At 73.7% G+C, this 15812-nt stretch carries 9 protein-coding genes; 2 read left to right on the top strand and 7 right to left on the bottom strand.

All coding sequences use genetic code 11. From position 1 onward, the window contains the following. The gene (locus tag BMW85_RS38375; protein ID WP_218156117.1) at positions 1-471 is read left to right on the top strand and encodes a winged helix-turn-helix transcriptional regulator; all 471 of its coding nucleotides are present in this window, start codon (positions 1-3) and stop codon (positions 469-471) included. Here BMW85_RS38375 and BMW85_RS38370 read toward each other — a convergent pair. From BMW85_RS38370 to BMW85_RS38355, 4 genes are read right to left on the bottom strand one after another with little or no spacing between them, the layout of a single operon-like run. Further along, entirely contained in the window at positions 468-7835 is a 7368-nt protein-coding gene (locus tag BMW85_RS38370) for a type I polyketide synthase (protein ID WP_091091721.1), read from the bottom strand. The genes BMW85_RS38375 and BMW85_RS38370 overlap by 4 nt on opposite strands. After that, a complete protein-coding gene (locus BMW85_RS38365) occupies positions 7832-8809 on the bottom strand; it encodes an NAD-dependent epimerase/dehydratase family protein (protein ID WP_091091718.1) in 978 nt (325 codons plus the stop codon). The genes BMW85_RS38370 and BMW85_RS38365 overlap by 4 nt, the downstream gene beginning before the upstream one ends. Beyond that, positions 8806-9924: a GNAT family N-acetyltransferase gene (locus BMW85_RS38360; protein WP_143082547.1), complete on the bottom strand. Its 1119-nt coding sequence runs from the start codon at positions 9922-9924 to the stop codon at positions 8806-8808. Before BMW85_RS38360 ends, BMW85_RS38365 begins: the two co-directional genes overlap by 4 nt. Positions 9925-9929: 5 nt before the next feature. Then, positions 9930-11135 (bottom strand): aminotransferase class I/II-fold pyridoxal phosphate-dependent enzyme, encoded by a 1206-nt coding sequence (locus BMW85_RS38355; RefSeq protein ID WP_177241097.1) that lies wholly within the window; start codon positions 11133-11135, stop codon positions 9930-9932. A gap of 236 nt (positions 11136-11371) precedes the next feature. Between BMW85_RS38355 and BMW85_RS38350 the strand changes: the two genes are divergently transcribed. Next, positions 11372-13186: a sulfatase-like hydrolase/transferase gene (locus BMW85_RS38350; RefSeq protein WP_091091711.1), complete on the top strand. Its 1815-nt coding sequence runs from the start codon at positions 11372-11374 to the stop codon at positions 13184-13186. Between the two features lie 259 nt (positions 13187-13445). On the opposite strand, the gene BMW85_RS38345 is transcribed toward BMW85_RS38350, so the two are convergent. From BMW85_RS38345 to BMW85_RS38335, 3 genes are read right to left on the bottom strand one after another with little or no spacing between them, the layout of a single operon-like run. Then, positions 13446-13775 carry a hypothetical protein gene (locus tag BMW85_RS38345; protein WP_143082546.1) on the bottom strand — a complete coding sequence of 110 codons (330 nt, stop codon included), beginning with the start codon at positions 13773-13775 and terminating at the stop codon, positions 13446-13448. Then, on the bottom strand, positions 13744-14280 hold the full coding sequence (locus BMW85_RS38340; protein WP_091091707.1) for a MarR family winged helix-turn-helix transcriptional regulator: 537 nt from the start codon (positions 14278-14280) through the stop codon (positions 13744-13746). Before BMW85_RS38340 ends, BMW85_RS38345 begins: the two co-directional genes overlap by 32 nt. Before the next feature lie 24 nt (positions 14281-14304). After that, positions 14305-15744 carry an MFS transporter gene (locus BMW85_RS38335; RefSeq protein WP_091091705.1) on the bottom strand — a complete coding sequence of 480 codons (1440 nt, stop codon included), beginning with the start codon at positions 15742-15744 and terminating at the stop codon, positions 14305-14307. Positions 15745-15812 lie beyond the last annotated feature (68 nt).

Below are 15812 nucleotides of genomic sequence, written 5' to 3'. Positions count from 1 at the left end.
GTGGAGCCACGGTCCGGGTGTCCGATCAACGCCGCCGTCGAGGTGCTCGGAGATCGCTGGTCGATGCTCGTGCTGCGCGACGTCATCTTCGGCGACCGCCGCCACTTCCGGGCGCTGCTCACCGGGTCGATCGAGGGCATCGCCTCGAACATCCTCGCCGACCGACTCGTACGGCTCGTCGAGGCGGGGATCCTCACCCGCGGCGCCGCCGCGCGGGGGCAGCGCGCCCGCTACAGCCTCACCGAAGCCGGCATCCAGACCCTCCCGATCATCTACGCCCTAGGCAACTGGGGCCTCGACTGGCGCCCGGGCAGCGACGAGCTCCGGAGCCGGCAGCGGCTCATGCGCGAGGAGGGCCCGGCGTTCATCGAGGAGCTCATGGACGAGCTCCGCGTCCGTCACCTGGGCGCCCCGCCGAAGCCGCACGACGGTCCGGGCCCGTTCGAACGCCTCGCCGCCGCCGCCGGCTAACCGTCCACCGGAGCCGGCAGCTGGACGAGCTGGGCGTGTACGAGCTGCGCCAGATGGTCGATGCCCTGGGCGCCGATGACCTCCAGGGCCGGGACGGCGCAGCCGAACCGCCGCCGGATCGTCGCCGCCACCTCGGTGGCCATGAGGGAGTCGAGGCCGAGCTGGGCGAGCGGCCGGTCGAGCTGGAGCCGGTCGGACGTGGTGTGCAGGATGCCGGCGACCAGCTCGGCGATGGCCGCGGCCACGAGCCCCCGCCTCTCCTGCGGGCTGCCCAGGGCGGCGAGGTCGTGGAGGGCGGCGTTCGGCCCGTCCTGGTCGCGGGAGACCGCGGGCAGCACCTCGGCCAGCCGCGGGACGCGCACCGCCGGCAGCCGGTCGGCGATCGCCTCCGGCGTCACGCGCGCGGCCGTGGTCACCTCCACGCCCCGCGCCAGCGCGGCTTCGAGGGCGTCGAACGCCTCGTCCGGGGTGAGCGGTGGCAGCAGCTGCGACAGGAAGCCCATCAGCTCCGGGTGCCGGGCGAGGTAGCCGGTCCCGCCGACGGCGCCCAGCCCCAGGGCGAGCGCCGGGAGCCCGTCCCGGCGGCGGGACCGGGCCAGGGCCTCCAGATACGCGTTGGCGGCCACGTAGTTGCTCTGCGAGGCGTTGCCGATGACGGTGGCCAGCGAGGACAGCAGGACGAAGAAGCCCGGCTCGCGTCCACGGGTGAGCTGGTCGAGCACGTACGCGCCGGTCATCTTGGCGCTCAGCGCCGCGCCGAAACGTTCCGGGGACAGCTCGCTCAGCGGGGCGTCGTCCAGGACCATCGCCGCGTGGATGACGCCGCGCAGCGGACGGCCCGTGCGCTCGATGCTGTCGAGCACGGCACGCAAAGCGGCCGGATCGGTCACGTCCGCGGCGTACGGGGTGGCCGTCGCGCCCTTTTCCCCGATGGCGCGTACGGTGGCCGCCGCCTCGGGCGCGTCCGGGCCGGCGCGGCTGACCAGGGCGAGGTGACGCGCGCCGCGCTCGGCCAGGCGTACGGCGGCGGACGCGCCGAGCCCGCCGAGCCCTCCGGTGACGAGGTAGGTCCCCTCGGGATCGAGCTCCACGGGCTTCGGCCGCTCCTCGACGGGGAACGGCTGGTCGAAGGAGATCACCACCTTCCCGACATGGCGGGAATGCTGCAGGAGCCGGAACGCCTCGCGCACCCGGACCGCCGGGTAGACCCGGTTGGCGATGGGACGGTAGTCGCCCCGGTGCACGAGACGGGTCACCCTGGTCACCTGGTCGGCCCACAACTCCGGTTCGAGGAGGGGGCCGAGGTCCAGGTTGAGCGCGTACAGGCTGAGACTGTCACGGAACGGGCGCAGCGACACCGACCGGTCGCCGTACAGGTCGAGCTTGCCCAGCTCGACGAAACGCCCGCCGCCGCGCAGCAGCTCCAGCCCGCGCGGGATGGCCTCACCGGCCAGCGAGTTGAGCACGACATCGACGCCGCCGCCGGTCAGGGCGCGGACGCGGTCGGCGAACCCGGGGTCGCGCGAGTCCACCACATGCGTGACGCCGAGCAGCCGCAGCAGGTCGCGCTTCTCGGGGCTGCCCGCCGTGGCGACGACCCGCGCGCCGACATGGGCGGCGTGCTGGAGAGCGGCCAGCCCCACCCCGCCGGCGGCGCCGTGGACCAGCAGCGTCTCCCCCGGCCGGAGGCGGGCCAGATGGTCGAGCGCGTAGTGCACGCTCAGGCAGGCGATGGACAGGGTGGCGGCGTCCGTGAAGCTCATGCCGTCCGGCATGAGCCCGGCCAGCCCTTCGCGAGCCACGACGTGCGAGGCGAGGGACCCGCCGGTCGCGACGAACACGCCGTCCCCGATCCGGAACTTCGTGACGCCCAGGCCCGTCGCGGTCACCACCCCGGCACACTCGATGCCGAGATGCGGACCCAGGTAGGTGTCCTGCACCGCCTCCTCCGGCAGCAGCCCGCGGGCCCAGAGCACGTCACGGTAGTTCAGGGCCGCGGCCCGCACCGCCACGACGATCTCATGGGGGCCGGGCTCGGGCGGTGGACCGGTCCGCTCCCAGGCGAGCCGGTAGCCGGGCCCCTGGTCGTCCAGCCGCAACCGGAACGGCTCCCCCGCGGCGACGTCATGGGGACGGGTGACGGGCCGGGCCGGACGGACCCGCGGCACGAACCGGCCGCCCGCGGTCAGCACGACCTCGTCCTCGGCGGACGGTTCGAGCAGTTCCAGCGCGAGGCGGTGCGCATCCGTACGGGGCAGCGCGGTCCGTTCCAGCGAGATGCGCCTGATCTCCAGGTCCGGCCGTTCGTTGGCGAGCGACCGGGTCAGGCCCCAGACGGCGGCGGCGGGCGGCGAGCAGGGCTTTTCCGGAGTGGGGTGCAGGCCGGTGGGCGGCGTGATGACCCAGATACGAGCGGTGAGCTTCGCCGGCAGGCGGTCGCGAGCGCCGGCCAAGGCCCGCAGCACTTGCGCGCGCCGCCCGGTGAGCTCGGCGACCGCCCCCGGACCGCCTGAGGGTTCATCGCCCAGCAGCAGCACGAGGTCGGCGCTGCCGTCGCCGTCGCCGACAGCCGTCGGCCAGTCGGACACACCGGCCACGGTCGCGTCCAGCACATCGGGGGACGCGCCGGCAGCGCGCAGCGCCGCCGCGACCTCGCGCGCGAGCTCGTCCCCGGCGCCTTGCTCGGGCACCAGGATCCACGCGCCGCCGTCCACGACGGGCTCCGTGGCCGCGTCGGACAGGGCCGGCGCCTCGGCATGGCTGAGCAGGACGGACGCCTCGGCTCCGGAGCCGAGGCGGACCACGTCGCCGAAGCCGCACTCCCCCAGCACCGTCGCCCACCGCGCCGCCGGGAGCAACGGGCTCGCCGCTCTCAGGTCGAAGTCGGCGAAGGACCACCAGCGTTCGAGCAGCCCGAACACGGCGACCAGCCGGTCACTGTCGTGCTGCTCCACGACAAGGAGACGACCGCCGGGCACCAGCAGGTCGCGGGCTCTGCGGACGGCGGCGCGCACGTCCGGCACCGCGTGCAGCGCGCCGTCCGCCACGACCACGTCGTAGGACTCGCCGTCGAATCCCTGCTCGGCGGGCTCTCGCGCCAGGTCGAGCAGGCGGTACTGCACGAAGTCGTCGTAAGGGGCAAGACGTGCCGCGGCCCGGCGGAGGAACGCCTCGGAGGGGTCGGTGAACACGTACTCGGTGAGCCGGCGGGGCAGGACGGGCAGGAGCGCGGCCGTCATCCCCGCCGTGCCGCCGCCGACCTCCAGAACGCGCAGCGGACGGTCCCGGGGCCAGGCCCGTACGATCTCCTCGAGCGCGGCCTGGGCGAGCCGCGAGTCGCGCCGCCGGCCCGGCGACGCGTCGAGCAGATGCTCCACGGTGTGCCCGCCGCCCTCCGGGAAGAGCAGTTCTAACGGGTCGAGACGGCCGGTCAGCACCTGTTCGAGATGTTGGCCGCAGCGCCCGCGCAGGATCAGCTCCGCCGAGTGGGAGGGGTAGGCGCGCAGGAGCGTTCGGAAGAGCGCCTCGGGCACCGGCTCGGCGGCCGGCCGCCAGCGGGCGTCAGGGCGTTCATGGTCGGCCGGCTCGTGAGCGTGGCCATCGCCGACGTCATCGTCACGGGTGAGCAGGCCGCGCGCTTCGGCGATCGAGGCGAGCGCCGCCACGAGCCGCGCGTGCCGCGGCAGCACCCCCGCCGTGAGCAGGGCGGGCACGTCGAAGGCGGTCGCGCCGGGCAGCAGGCGGGCGAAGGCCCGCGCGACGAAGTGCGCGGTGAGGTCGGCGAAGTGAGCCCCACACGCCCCGTCGTCACCGCCGTCGCCGGGGCGGGCGGTGTCGCCGATGTCCGGGCGGCAGGACGCGGGCCAGGGAAGGGACGGTGCGCCGGAGCGGGACGCCGGCCGCAGCTCCGTCAGGTACTCGACCACCGGCGTCCTGGCCGTCGTCGGCAGCCGCCGCACCCGGCAGCCCTCGATGAGCACGGCCACCTCGCCGGTGTCGTCGCTGATCGTGACGTCGAACTCGGCCTCGTGCTCGGAGACGTAGGTGAGCTCGGTGTGGGCGAACCCCCACGGCGGCGGGGTGCGCCAGGCCCGCACCGCACGGACCGACACCGGCAGATAGCCGTGACCGCTGCCGATGAGCAGCGGGATCACCGTGTGCAACGCTCCGTCGAGCAGCGTGGGATGGGCCTCGTAGCCGCTCTGCGACACGTTGAGCACGTAGGACGCGAGCGCTTCTCGCGGGCTCGTCCACAGCTCACGCAGCACCTTGAAGCTCGGACCGTAGGTGAAGCCCACGGCGGTCAGTTCGGCGTAGCAGGTGTCGTGGTCGCGATGCCGTGTGGCCCTGGCCCTGGCGCCCTTGAGGTCCACCCGCCCCGGGGCCTCGCCGTGCAGGCGGCGCACCCTGCCGCGGGCGTGCATCCGCCACTCGCCCTCCTGCCCGGACCGGCTCGCGATCCTGAACAGGCCGTCCTCGTCGGACAGCGTGACCTGGGTCTGCCTGACGGGGTCGGCGGCCGACAGGGTCATCGCGGAGGGGAACCGCAGGGTCAGCACCTCGGCCGGGCCGCCCAGCGCCCGGCGGCCGGCCGCCAGGGCCATCTCGATGTACGCCGCCCCCGGCATGATCACCGTGCCGTCGATCTCGTGGTCGGGCAGCCACGGGAGCCGTTCGGGTTCGAGCCGCCCCTGCCAGGCCGGCTCCATGAGCGCCGCCCGCTCGCCCAGCAGCGGATGGTCGAGGGGACGCGCCCACACGTGCGGGCCGCCGTGCCACTGGCGCTCACGCTGCCAGGGATAGGCGGGCAGGTCGGCGACGCGGCCAGGACCAGGGAAGATCCGCGCCCAGTCCAGCCGCGCGTCACCGGCGGCCAGCGCGGCCACCGCGCTCTCCACCGCGGCGGGCCCGTCGCCGTCGCGCCGCAGGGTGGCCACGGCCGTGACGCCCATCCTGGTCAGGTACGTGCCCAGGACCGGATGCGGCCCGATCTCGGCGAACAGCTCACAACCACGCTCTTTCAACCGCTCGACGGCCTGGGCGAACAGCACGGGACGGCGTACGTTACGCCACCAGTAACCGGCGTCGAGCGTCTCCTGGAGCTCCCGCCCCGTCACCGTGGACACGAACGGGATGTGACCGGCCCCGGCACGCAGCCCGTCGAGCCCCGAGCGGACCGCCTTCTCGGCGCCGTCCATGGCCGCGCTGTGGAAGGCGTGGTCGAGGTCCAGCGGCCGGAAGAAGACGCCCCGGGAGGCGAGTTCGTCCCCCAGGGCGGCCAGCGCCTCGGGATCCCCGGCGACGGTCACGTCGCGACCGCTGTTGACCGCGGCCAGCTCCAGACGCCCCCCGTAGCGGGCCAGCACCTTCGCGGCCTCGTCCGGGGCGAGGCCCGCCGCCGCCATCCGGCCGAGACCGGCGGTGGGCGCCTGGGCCCGGCTGCGTACGGCGACCACCCGCGCGGCCTGCCCCAGGTCCAGGATCCCCGCCGCGTACGCCGCCGCGATCTCCCCGACGCTGTGACCGGCCACCGCGTGCGGGTGCACGCCCCAGTCCCGCAACATTTCCAGCAGGCCGACTTGGACGGCGAACAACGCCGGCTGGGCCACCTCGGTGAGCGCGAGCCGCGACCGTCGCACGGGCGCGGCCAGCTCCTCGGCCACCGACCAGCCGAGCCACGGCGACAGTGCGGCGTCGGCGGCGTGCACCGCGGCCCGGAAGACGGGCTCGCTCCGCAGCAGGTCGGCGCCCATGCCGGCCCACTGGGAGCCGTTGCCGGAGAAGACGAACGCCACCCGCCCTCCGGCGGAGGCGCCGCCGATCGCGCCGCCCGCCGCATCGCCCGCGGCGAGCCGCGTGAGCCGTTCGGCGGCCTCGGCGCCCGAGCCCGCGATGACCGCGGCCCTGACCTCCCGGTGGCCCCGCCGCCGGCACGAGGTGTAGCTGAGGTCGTAGAACTCCTCGCCGGAGGCCGCCGGCAGCCGCGCCGCGAGCCGGCGCGCGGCTTCGGCCAGCGCGGCCTCGTTCCGCGCCGACACCATCACGGGCAGCCGGCGCGGCCTCGCGGGACCCTCCGACGGGATCGTCGGCGGCGCGGCGAGCACGGCGTGCGCGTTGGCGCCGCCGAAGCCGAAGGAGTTCACCCCGGCGACCCTGCGCCCGCCCGCCTGCTCCACCGGCCGCGACTCGGTGACGGGAAGCAGCCGTAAACCGGCGAAGTCGATGCGCGGGTTGGGCGGGTCGCCGTGCAGCGAGGCAGGAATCCGCCCGTGGCGGAGCACGAGGACGGCCTTCAGCAGGCCGGCGACGCCCGCGGCCGCCTCCAGATGGCCGACGTTGGTCTTGATCGAGCCGATCGGCAGCGCCCGGCTGCGACGGCGTCCGAGGGCCCTGCCGATCGCCTCGCACTCGACGGGGTCGCCCGCCGGGGTGCCGGTGCCGTGCGCCTCGAAGTAGACCAGCTCATCGGCCGCGACCCCGGCCTCACGGTAGACCTCGCGCAGCAGCCGCTCCTGCGCGTCAGGGTTGGGCAGGCTCAGCCCCGGCGTACGCCCGTCGGCGTTGGCGCCGGTGCCCAGCACCACCGCGTGCACCCGGTCGCCGTCGGCCAGGGCGTCGGCCAGGCTCTTCAGCACCAGGAAGCCGCCGCCCTCGGAGCGGACGTAGCCGTCCGCCTCCGCCGAGAAGGCGTGACAGCGGCCCCGGGGCGACAGCATCGACGCCTTGGCGAACCCGACGAACGGGTAGGGGCTGATCAGGATGTTGACGCCGCCGGCGAGCGCGATCCGCCGCCCGCCGCCGCCGACGTACTGGACGGCCTGGTGGAGGGCCACGAGCGCGGAGGAGCACGCGGTGTCGATGGTCATGCTCGGCCCGTGCAGATCGAGGGCGTGCGAGACGCGGTTGGCGATGTTGCCCGCCGAGGTGCCGGCGTTGGTGTAGGCGTTGATGCCGGCGGGCTCGCTCACCTGCATGATCTCGTAGTCGTGGGTGGAGGCTCCCACGTACACGCCGGTGGCGGAGCCGGCCAGGACGGCCGGGTCGAACCCGGCGTCGTCGAACGCCTCCACCGCCAGCTCCAGCATCAGCCGCTGCTGCGGGTCCATGGAGGCGGCCTCACGCGGCGAGATCCCGAAATAGCCGGTGTCGAAACCGGCGACGTCGTCCAGGAACCCGCCCGCGACCGTGTAGGTCTTGCCCGGGCTGGCCGGGTCGGCCGCGAAGAACCGCCCGGGCTCGAAGCGGTCCGGCGGCACCTGCGTGACCAGGTCGCGGCCCGCCGAGAGCGCCGCCCACAGGCCGTCCAGGTCGCTGATGCCGCCGGGCAGCCGGCAGCCGATCCCGACGATGGCGACAGGGGTCATGGCGAGTCTCCGATCTCGTCGCGTACGAGTGCCGCGAGTCCGTGCTGAAGGGTGGTCCGGGCCTGGAAGCCGAGCTCGGCCGCGGCCCGGCCGGTCGGGCACGTCCAGGAGGGGCAGCGCATCTCCCGGGCCTTGTCCCTGTTGAGTATCGGGACGGTCCCGCGGACCCTGCCGACGACCTCGGCGCCGGCCGCCGCCAGCTCGACCAGCGGGCCGGGCACCGGGATGACGAGCGGCGGGCGGCGGCCGAGCGCCCGGGTGAGGGCCAGGCAGATGTCCTCGGCGCTGTGCTCGACGCCGTCGCACACGGTGTAGACGCCGGCCGCGGGATCGTCCTGCCGCACGGTCCTGCCCCGCTCGGCCGCGGCCAGCAGCGCCGTGCACAGGTCGCCGACGTGGATGAGGCAGAACCGCCTGGGTCCGAGGCCGCCCTTGAGCATCACCCCGAGCCGCGCCATGGGCAGCAGCGACGGCAGGAACTCGGTGTCGCCGGGCCCGTACACGATGGGCGGGCGGACGATGACGACCGGCAGCCGCCGCGCCACGCGACGGGCGGCCGTCTCGGCCGCCAGCTTGCTCAAGCCGTAGTACGACACGGGCGGACCCGCGGTGGGGCTCGCGGCGAGCGACGAGCACACCACCAGGCGGGGCGGGTCCGGGCGGGCGGCCAGCGCCGACACCAGCCGCCGGGTCCCCTCCGCGTTGACGCGGAAGTAGTCCGCCGCGGTGCGCGCCTTGACCAGGCCGGCCAGATGGATCACCCGGTCGGCGGCGGCGACGGCGGCGGGCAGTCCCGCACCTGTCTCCAGGTCGCCCTCGACGCAGTCGACGCCCAGCCGGTCGAGCTCGTGCCGCCGCCGCGGCGAGGACGAGACGCGTACGAGGGCGGTGACCGCGTGCCCGTCGGCCCGCAGCCGCCGCACCAGACTCCTGCCGATGAAGCCCGTCGCGCCCGTGACCAGGAAGCGCCTCACCGCGGCGGCTCGCAGTCACGCCGGTAGATGCGGTACGTCTTCGAGCGGCGGGCGCCGATGTAGCGGGCCACGCCGTTGGCCGCGACGTTGTCCTCCAGGATCCAGGAGAACTCGACGCGGCGGATGCCGAGCTCGCGCGCGGACCGCATGGCGCGCGCCCCGAGTTCGAGCACCACCTTGTCGTCCCGGTTCTCCGCCCGTACGCCGAGCAGGATCAGCCTGGCCGCGTCCACGTGGCGCAGGGCGCGGACGAACCGCAGCAGGCCGAGGGGCGTGAGCCGTCCTCGCGCGGCCTTGAACGCCGGGCCTGCGTCGGGGAGGCCGATCAGCGCGCCCACCGTCTCGCCGTCGCGCTCCGCGACGAGCGTCAGCTCGGGCCGCAGGATCGGCTTCAACGTCCGTACCAGGTGGCGGAACTCCTTCTCCGTGGCGGGCACGAACCCCCAGTTGCCCGCCCACACCTGGTTGAAGATCTCCCAGATGTGCGAGGCGGCGGTGTCGAGGTCGGCCAGCCGGAGCGGCCGGATCGTGTACGGGGAGCCTTCGGCCAGGGCGTCGGCCAGAGGCAGGAACTCCCCCGGCACCTGGTCCCAGGTGAGCTCCCACGCCCACAGGTCCTTGGCCTTGACGCATCCGCACGCCTCCAGCAGCCGGGGGTAATAGGCGGGGTTGTACGGCATGAGCACCGCGGGAGCCCGGTCGAAGGAGTCCACGAGCAGGCCGCACTCGTGGTTCGTCGACAGGCTCACCGGGCCGAGCATGGTGCGCAGTCCCCGCCCGGCCAGCCAACCGGCCGCCGCCTCGAACAGAGCGCGCGCGACCTCGGGATCGTCGACGCACTCGAACATGCCGAAGAACCCCTCGTCCGGGCCGTGCAACTCGTTGTGGCGGGGATTGCGGACCGCCGCGATGCGGCCGGCCACGCGCCCGCCCCGCCTGGCCAGGAAGAGCCCGGCCTCGGCGTAGTCGAAGAACGGGTTGCGCCGGGAATCGAGGAACGCGCGACGCTCCCTGTCCAGAGGCGGGATCCACGGGTCCGCCGGCCGGTGGATCAGATGCGGGAACCGGATGAAGGCGGTCAGGTCGGAGCGTCGCCTCACCGGTTCGACGGACACCGCCGTCACCGTGTCATGCCCTGCGGCCCGATGACCCCCACGGCCGTGCCGGCCTCGGCGAAGGCCCCGATGATCCGGTCCAGCTGCGCCTCGGTGTGCGCCGCGGTCGCGCTGATGCGGATCAGCTCCCGGCCGTGCTGCACCGCCGGGTGGATCACCGCGCCGGTGAAGACCCCCGCGTCGAACAGCGCACGCCACAGCCGCAGGCACGTCATGAAGTCGCCGACGTGCACCGGCACCACGGGCGTGGGCGATCGCCCGACCTCGTACCCGAGACCCAGGAGACCGTCGCGCAGCCGGGCCGCGTTCTCCATGACCAGCCGGCGGCGTTCCGGCTCGGCCTCGACGAGTTCGAGCGCCTTGAGCGCCGCCGCGACCGAAGCCGGCGTCATGGAGGCGGAGAACACCGCGGGAGAGGCCCAATGGCGGATGTAGTCGATGACCTCCGCCTCTCCGGCCAGCGCCCCGCCGAGCGAGGCCAGGCTCTTGGAGAAGGTGGTCATGATCAGGTCGACGCTGCTCTCCAGCCCTGACAGCTCGGGCACGCCGCGGCCGTCCGCGCCGAGCACGCCCAGGTCGTGCGCGCAGTCGAGCATCAGGCGGGCCCCGTGCTGCCGGGCCAGCTCGGCGATCCTGGGCAGGTCGCACATGTCGCCGGCCATGGAGAAGACGCCTTCGGTGACGATGAGCACGCCGCTGCCGGGAGGGGTGTCGGACAGGAGCCACTCCAGATGCTTGGTGTCGTTGTGCCGGAACACGCGCTCGACGGCTCCGCCCAGGCGTACGGCGTCGCGCAGGGAGGCGTGGTTGTCCTGGTCGGTCAGGACGACGTCGTCCTGGCCGAGGAGGGCCGACACCGCGAGGTTGGTCTGGTATCCGGTGGACAGGGCGAGCGCGGCCTCGCGGTGGAGGAAGGCCGCCAGGCGCTCCTCCAGCTCCAGGTGGAGCACGTACGTGCCGTTCGCGAGGCGGGATCCCGAGCAGGAGGTGCCGTGTTCGGCGATCGCCTTGCGCGCCGCCTCCCGTACGCGCGGGTCGGCGGAAAGCCCCAGGTAGTCGTTGGACGCCGCCATGATGACCGGCCGCCCGTGAATACGCGCCTCACCGGGAGAGAGCAACTCCTCGACGGGGGGCGCGAATGGGTAGAGCCCGGCGGACTTGAAAATTCGGTGGGTTTCCCAGCTGCGACATTTGTCGAAGACGTCCGCCATGACTCGCACTATGACGGTCACCGGCTCCGCTGAACATGTCGTTCCAGTGAGACAAGACTTTCCCGGTCCTTCTGCGGCGGGCTGCACCATATCACCCCGCCACATTCCGGATATATCCGCATATAGCAGGACGGGCGGCCACGCAGGTGTGACCGTCACGGACGTCATCGCCGCCGCCTCGGCCCGACTATCTTTATCCGCGTCGACGTGAATTCCCGCACCATTTACGGAGGCGCATGAGCACGCTCGCGATTGCCTATGACGCGGCCATCGCCTTCGTCATCCTCGCGGCGTCACGCGCGGTGAAATTCGCCGGACAGGCCACGGCGCGGCCCGCACTCGGCGACGGGCTGTGGGCCGCGGCGCTGGCGGCGGGAGCGGCGCTCGCGGAGCTGGCGGGCGGACCCGCCGGCCGCGCGGCGGCGGGCGTCGTGGTGCTCGCCGTGCTGGCCACGGTGTGGATCGGGGCCGCGATCTGGCGGGTGTTCACCGTCGAGGTCGGCCGGCTCGCCTTCGACGGCATGGCCCAGTCGAGGTCCTTCCGCGAGCCCGAGGAAGTGGACTGGGTACGCGACTGGACGATCTCCTTCTACCGCGACAACCCCGGCTTCGCGCTGCTGCCGCTGCCCGTGATCGGCTGGCTCGCGGTGCCGTTCCTGCCGGTCCACGCGCACGGCGCGGCCAGGGTCGCCGTCGTGGCCGTACTCGTGGCCTGGCTGGCGACGACGTCCGCCCGCACCCGCGCGAGCTGCTGGCTCGGCTGCGCGCTGGCCGCCGCGCTCGCACCCGCCGCCTCCACTCCCCCTCCCCCATGGTGGCACCTGGCCACCGTGCTCGCCCTCCTGCCGGCCGGCCGCCTGCTCCGCCGGCGCGGGCTGCTACGCGGCTCGATCGCCGGCGACTGCCTGCTCCCACGCCCCTGGCCCGCCCCGTACCGGCCCTCTGCGGTGGCGGACGGCTGGCAGGCACGACCGCCCCGCCGCTCACCGTACGCCGGAGCCCTGCACGGCCACGACGTACTGCTCATCACCATGGAGTCCGTCGGCCGCGACCACCTGGCCCGGTTCACGCCGGACGGCGCCCGCACCCCCTTCCTGGACGCCCTGTACGCCCACGCCGTGGTCTCGCCCCGCCACGTCGCGCCCTCACCGCTGACCACGAACGCGCACGTCCTCCTCGCCCACGGCCGCTACCGCGCCGACGGCGAATCGCAGGTCCACCGGCTCAACGCGGCCGGCTACCGCACCGCGTACCTCACCTCCGCCCGCACCAGCTACTACGGGCTGCGCGACATCCTCGCCGAGGCCGGCTACGAGACCCTCGTCGACCGCGCCCGGCTGGGCGGCCACGTCACCGACCGAGAGCTGCCCACGGCAGGCGCCGACGCCCTCCTCGCCGACCTGCCCGCCGGCCGGGCGCCGCTCTTCCTGCACGTGCACACCACCGACACCCACGTGCCCTACCGGGTCCGCGACCCGCGCTTCCGCCGCAGGGGCGACGGCCGGCGCGAGCGGTTCCTCGACGCGCTGGAGGAGTCCGACGACACCCTCCGCCGCCTGCACGAAACCCTCGTGGAACGAGGCGTGCTGCGCGACCCGCTGATCGTCCTCACCGCCGACCACGGCGAGTCCTTCGGACAGCTCGGCTACCACTTCCACGCCACGGCCGTGACCGCGGAGCAGACCCTCGTCCCCCTGGCGGCCGTCCACCCCACGCTGCCGGCCGTGCAGATCCCCTGGTCGTCCCACCTCGACGTACTGCCGACCATCCTCGACCTCACCGGCGTCGCCGCCGCGCCCTCCCACGGCGAGTCCCTCTTCCACCCCGACCGCACGCGGCGCCTGGCACTCTGGGTCGGCCACCCCATGAGACGCAGCACCTCCTGCTACGGCCTGATCGACGGCGAGCGCAAACTGATGATCGACCTGGTCACCGAGCGATGCTTCGAATCGGACTGGGAGGACCGCTCCCCACGCTCCCTGCACGGCCAGGAACGCCGCCACGCGGCCCGTTCGGCGACCACCGCCCTGCGCCGGCTGGGCCTCGACTGATTTGAGGGAGCGGATATGTAGGAGCGGCCCTGCCGCACAGGCGAGCGCACCAGCCGGCAGGCGGCTGTCCGCTCCGGATCAGCGGCTGTCGCCCGTGACCGCGGTGTGGATGGTGTGGGCGGCCTCCAGCCCCTTGCCCAACGCCACTTCCAGCGCGATCGTGACTTCCGGCATCCACGGCACCGGCGCCTACAGCTTCGCGGCGATACGGGCGGCCAGTCGAGGCCGCTGCTCCGGCACAGTGTTCGGGCCGGGCTGTTCACTGGATGAGCAGGCTGGCTCCCACCAGGATGGCCACGGTGAGGGCGAGCACCGCGATCAGCAGGAAGAAGCGTGGGTCGGGTGCGGCCAGGTGGCGAGGTGATGGTCCCCCTTGCGCCTGATAGCGGTGGCGGTAGGCGTACGCGCCGAGCAGCACGGCGATGGTCAGGCTGAGCGACCCCGCCGCCAGCAGGGCGTCATCGCTGCCGACCGTCAGCATCACAAGTCCGGACACCAGCGCGGTGGCGGCCGCCAGGCACCGGTTCTGGGTCGCCTGACGTGCTCGGTTCTGAGGGTCATCGGCCGGCAGCCACGGTGCTGTCATCATCAGCCTCCTCGATGTGGGGCGGAGCGTCCGCGAGCGCGTCGATGGCCTGGGTCAGCACGTCCAGCGCGGGTATCGCCTCGGCCAGCACGCGCTGATGGTGCTCCTCGAGCCCGGTCAGGGCGGTGTGGACGAGGATGGCATTGGTACGCCTCCAACGCGCCAGCGCGCTCTGTCCGTCGGCGGTGAGAGACAGCGCGAACGCGCGTGCGTCGTCCGCCGTGCGTGATCGGCTGACCAGGCCACGCGCGTACAAGGCGTTCACCAGCGTCGTGACCGAGTTCGGGGAGAGCCTCAGATGGCGGGCCAGCTGGCTGGGACGGGCGCCGGATGCTGCTGCCAGGCAGGACAGCACCTCAAGCTGCGCGACCGTCAACCGGCAGTCAGGATCGGCGGCGCGAGCGGCGCGGCGCATCGCCCGCCGTAGCCGGGCGACGGTGTCGGCCAGCACCAGCCCGGCGGAACCAGCCGACCCGGGGAGACTGGGCGGTGTCACGCTTGTCGCCATCGTGTTTCTCCCTCCTCGCAGTCGTCAAAAGCCAGGGGCTGTGCCGTCGTGATCGTGGCCGGGCGGCGCGCCGAACGCGGTGAGCGCGGCCAGTACGGCGACCGCCGCGAGCACGACCAGCGCGGCCCGCGCGCCGGCCAGGACGGAGGCGCCGGCCAGATGCAGCGCCAAGGTCACCGCCGTGATGCCGAACGCCGTACCGATGCCGCGGGCCATGTTCAGCATGCCCCCGGCCGTGCCCGACACCTGTTCCGGAACCGCGACCATGACGACGCTGTTGTTGGCGGGAATGAACGTGCCCAGTCCGGCACCCATCACCAGCAGACAAGCCACCAGGAGTCCTACCTGGCCCGGCAACAGGGCCGCCAGCCCAGCCCCTACCGCGGCCAGCACGGCACCCGCCGCGCACCGCAGCCGGTTGCTCCACCGCGCGGGCAACACCTGCTCCGCGCCCAATGCGGCCAGCGCGAACCCGGCAGGCAACGCCGTCAGGATCAGGCCGGTGCTCAGCTCACCCATGCCGCCGGCCACCAGCACCTGGGGGACCAGCACCAGCGGGCCGAACAGCACCAGATAGCCGCCCAACGCACCCGCCAGCCCGGCCGCCACCCTCCGGCTGCGCAACAGACCGACGTCGATCAGCGCGGACGTCGCCCGCCGCTCCCACAGCCAGAAGGCGACCCCGCACGCGGCGGCGACAGTCAGCAGGACAGGCAACGACCACAGCGGCAACGCCAGGCCGGAGATCACCGAGGCGGCCAGCAGCAGACAGGTGGTCGTGCCGGCCAGAAGGGCCAGCCCGGCCAGGTCGAAGCGGCGGGCGCGCCTGCGCCGGCGAGTACGCGGCAACAAGTAATGGCCCGCGGCGATGGCGGCCAGGCCGACCGGCACGTTGATCCAGAACACCCATCGCCAGCCGAGCGTCCCCACCAGCAGCCCGCCCAGCGCCGGCCCCAAGGCCAGGCCGAGCGCCTGAGCCGCCGCCTGCAACCCCAGCCCGGCCCGCACCCGCATCCGTGGCAGGCTGGAGACCACCAGCGCCACGCTGTTGGCCTGAAGCATCGCCGCCCCCACCGCCTGCAGCACGCGGAAACCCACCAGCGCCGCCAGCGACGGCGCCAGCCCGCACGCCGCAGACGCCGCCGTGAACACCACAAAGCCATGCAAATAGATCAGCTTGCGACCCGCCGTATCGGCTACCCTGCCCGCCCCGGCCAGCAAGGCCACAAGCGTGAGCAGGTAGCCCAGCGACACCCACTGCACCGCCGCCAACGAGGAGCTGAACTCTCGTTGCAGCGCCGGGAACGCCAGCGTGACGATGCTGGCGTCCAGTTGGCCCATGAACGCACCGATGCACACCGCGCCCACAGCGAACCACGCCGCGTTGGGGTGCTCCCGCACCCGCAGCGGACGACGGGACTCCCTGAGCAGATCAGGCAGCCCGCGACGGCTCCGCGCCTTCATCACTCAACCGCAACTCGCGAGCCAGCCAGCCGAAACGGCCAACCCGAAGCCGCCGACCGCTTCCGAAC

The organism is Nonomuraea wenchangensis (assembly GCF_900111685.1).
Classification (GTDB): Bacteria; Actinomycetota; Actinomycetes; order Streptosporangiales; family Streptosporangiaceae; genus Nonomuraea; species Nonomuraea wenchangensis.
This window is presented reverse-complemented; position numbering and strand designations above follow the sequence as displayed.

Coding starts and splice junctions, on each gene's coding strand:
- BMW85_RS38370 (WP_091091721.1), bottom strand. CDS start 7,835: ATGACCCCTGTCGCCATCGTCGGGATCGGCTGCCGGCTGCCCGGCGGC.
- BMW85_RS38355 (WP_177241097.1), bottom strand. CDS start 11,135: ATGGCGGACGTCTTCGACAAATGTCGCAGCTGGGAAACCCACCGAATT.
- BMW85_RS38350 (WP_091091711.1), top strand. CDS start 11,372: ATGAGCACGCTCGCGATTGCCTATGACGCGGCCATCGCCTTCGTCATC.
- BMW85_RS38345 (WP_143082546.1), bottom strand. CDS start 13,775: ATGATGACAGCACCGTGGCTGCCGGCCGATGACCCTCAGAACCGAGCA.
- BMW85_RS38340 (WP_091091707.1), bottom strand. CDS start 14,280: ATGGCGACAAGCGTGACACCGCCCAGTCTCCCCGGGTCGGCTGGTTCC.
- BMW85_RS38335 (WP_091091705.1), bottom strand. CDS start 15,744: ATGAAGGCGCGGAGCCGTCGCGGGCTGCCTGATCTGCTCAGGGAGTCC.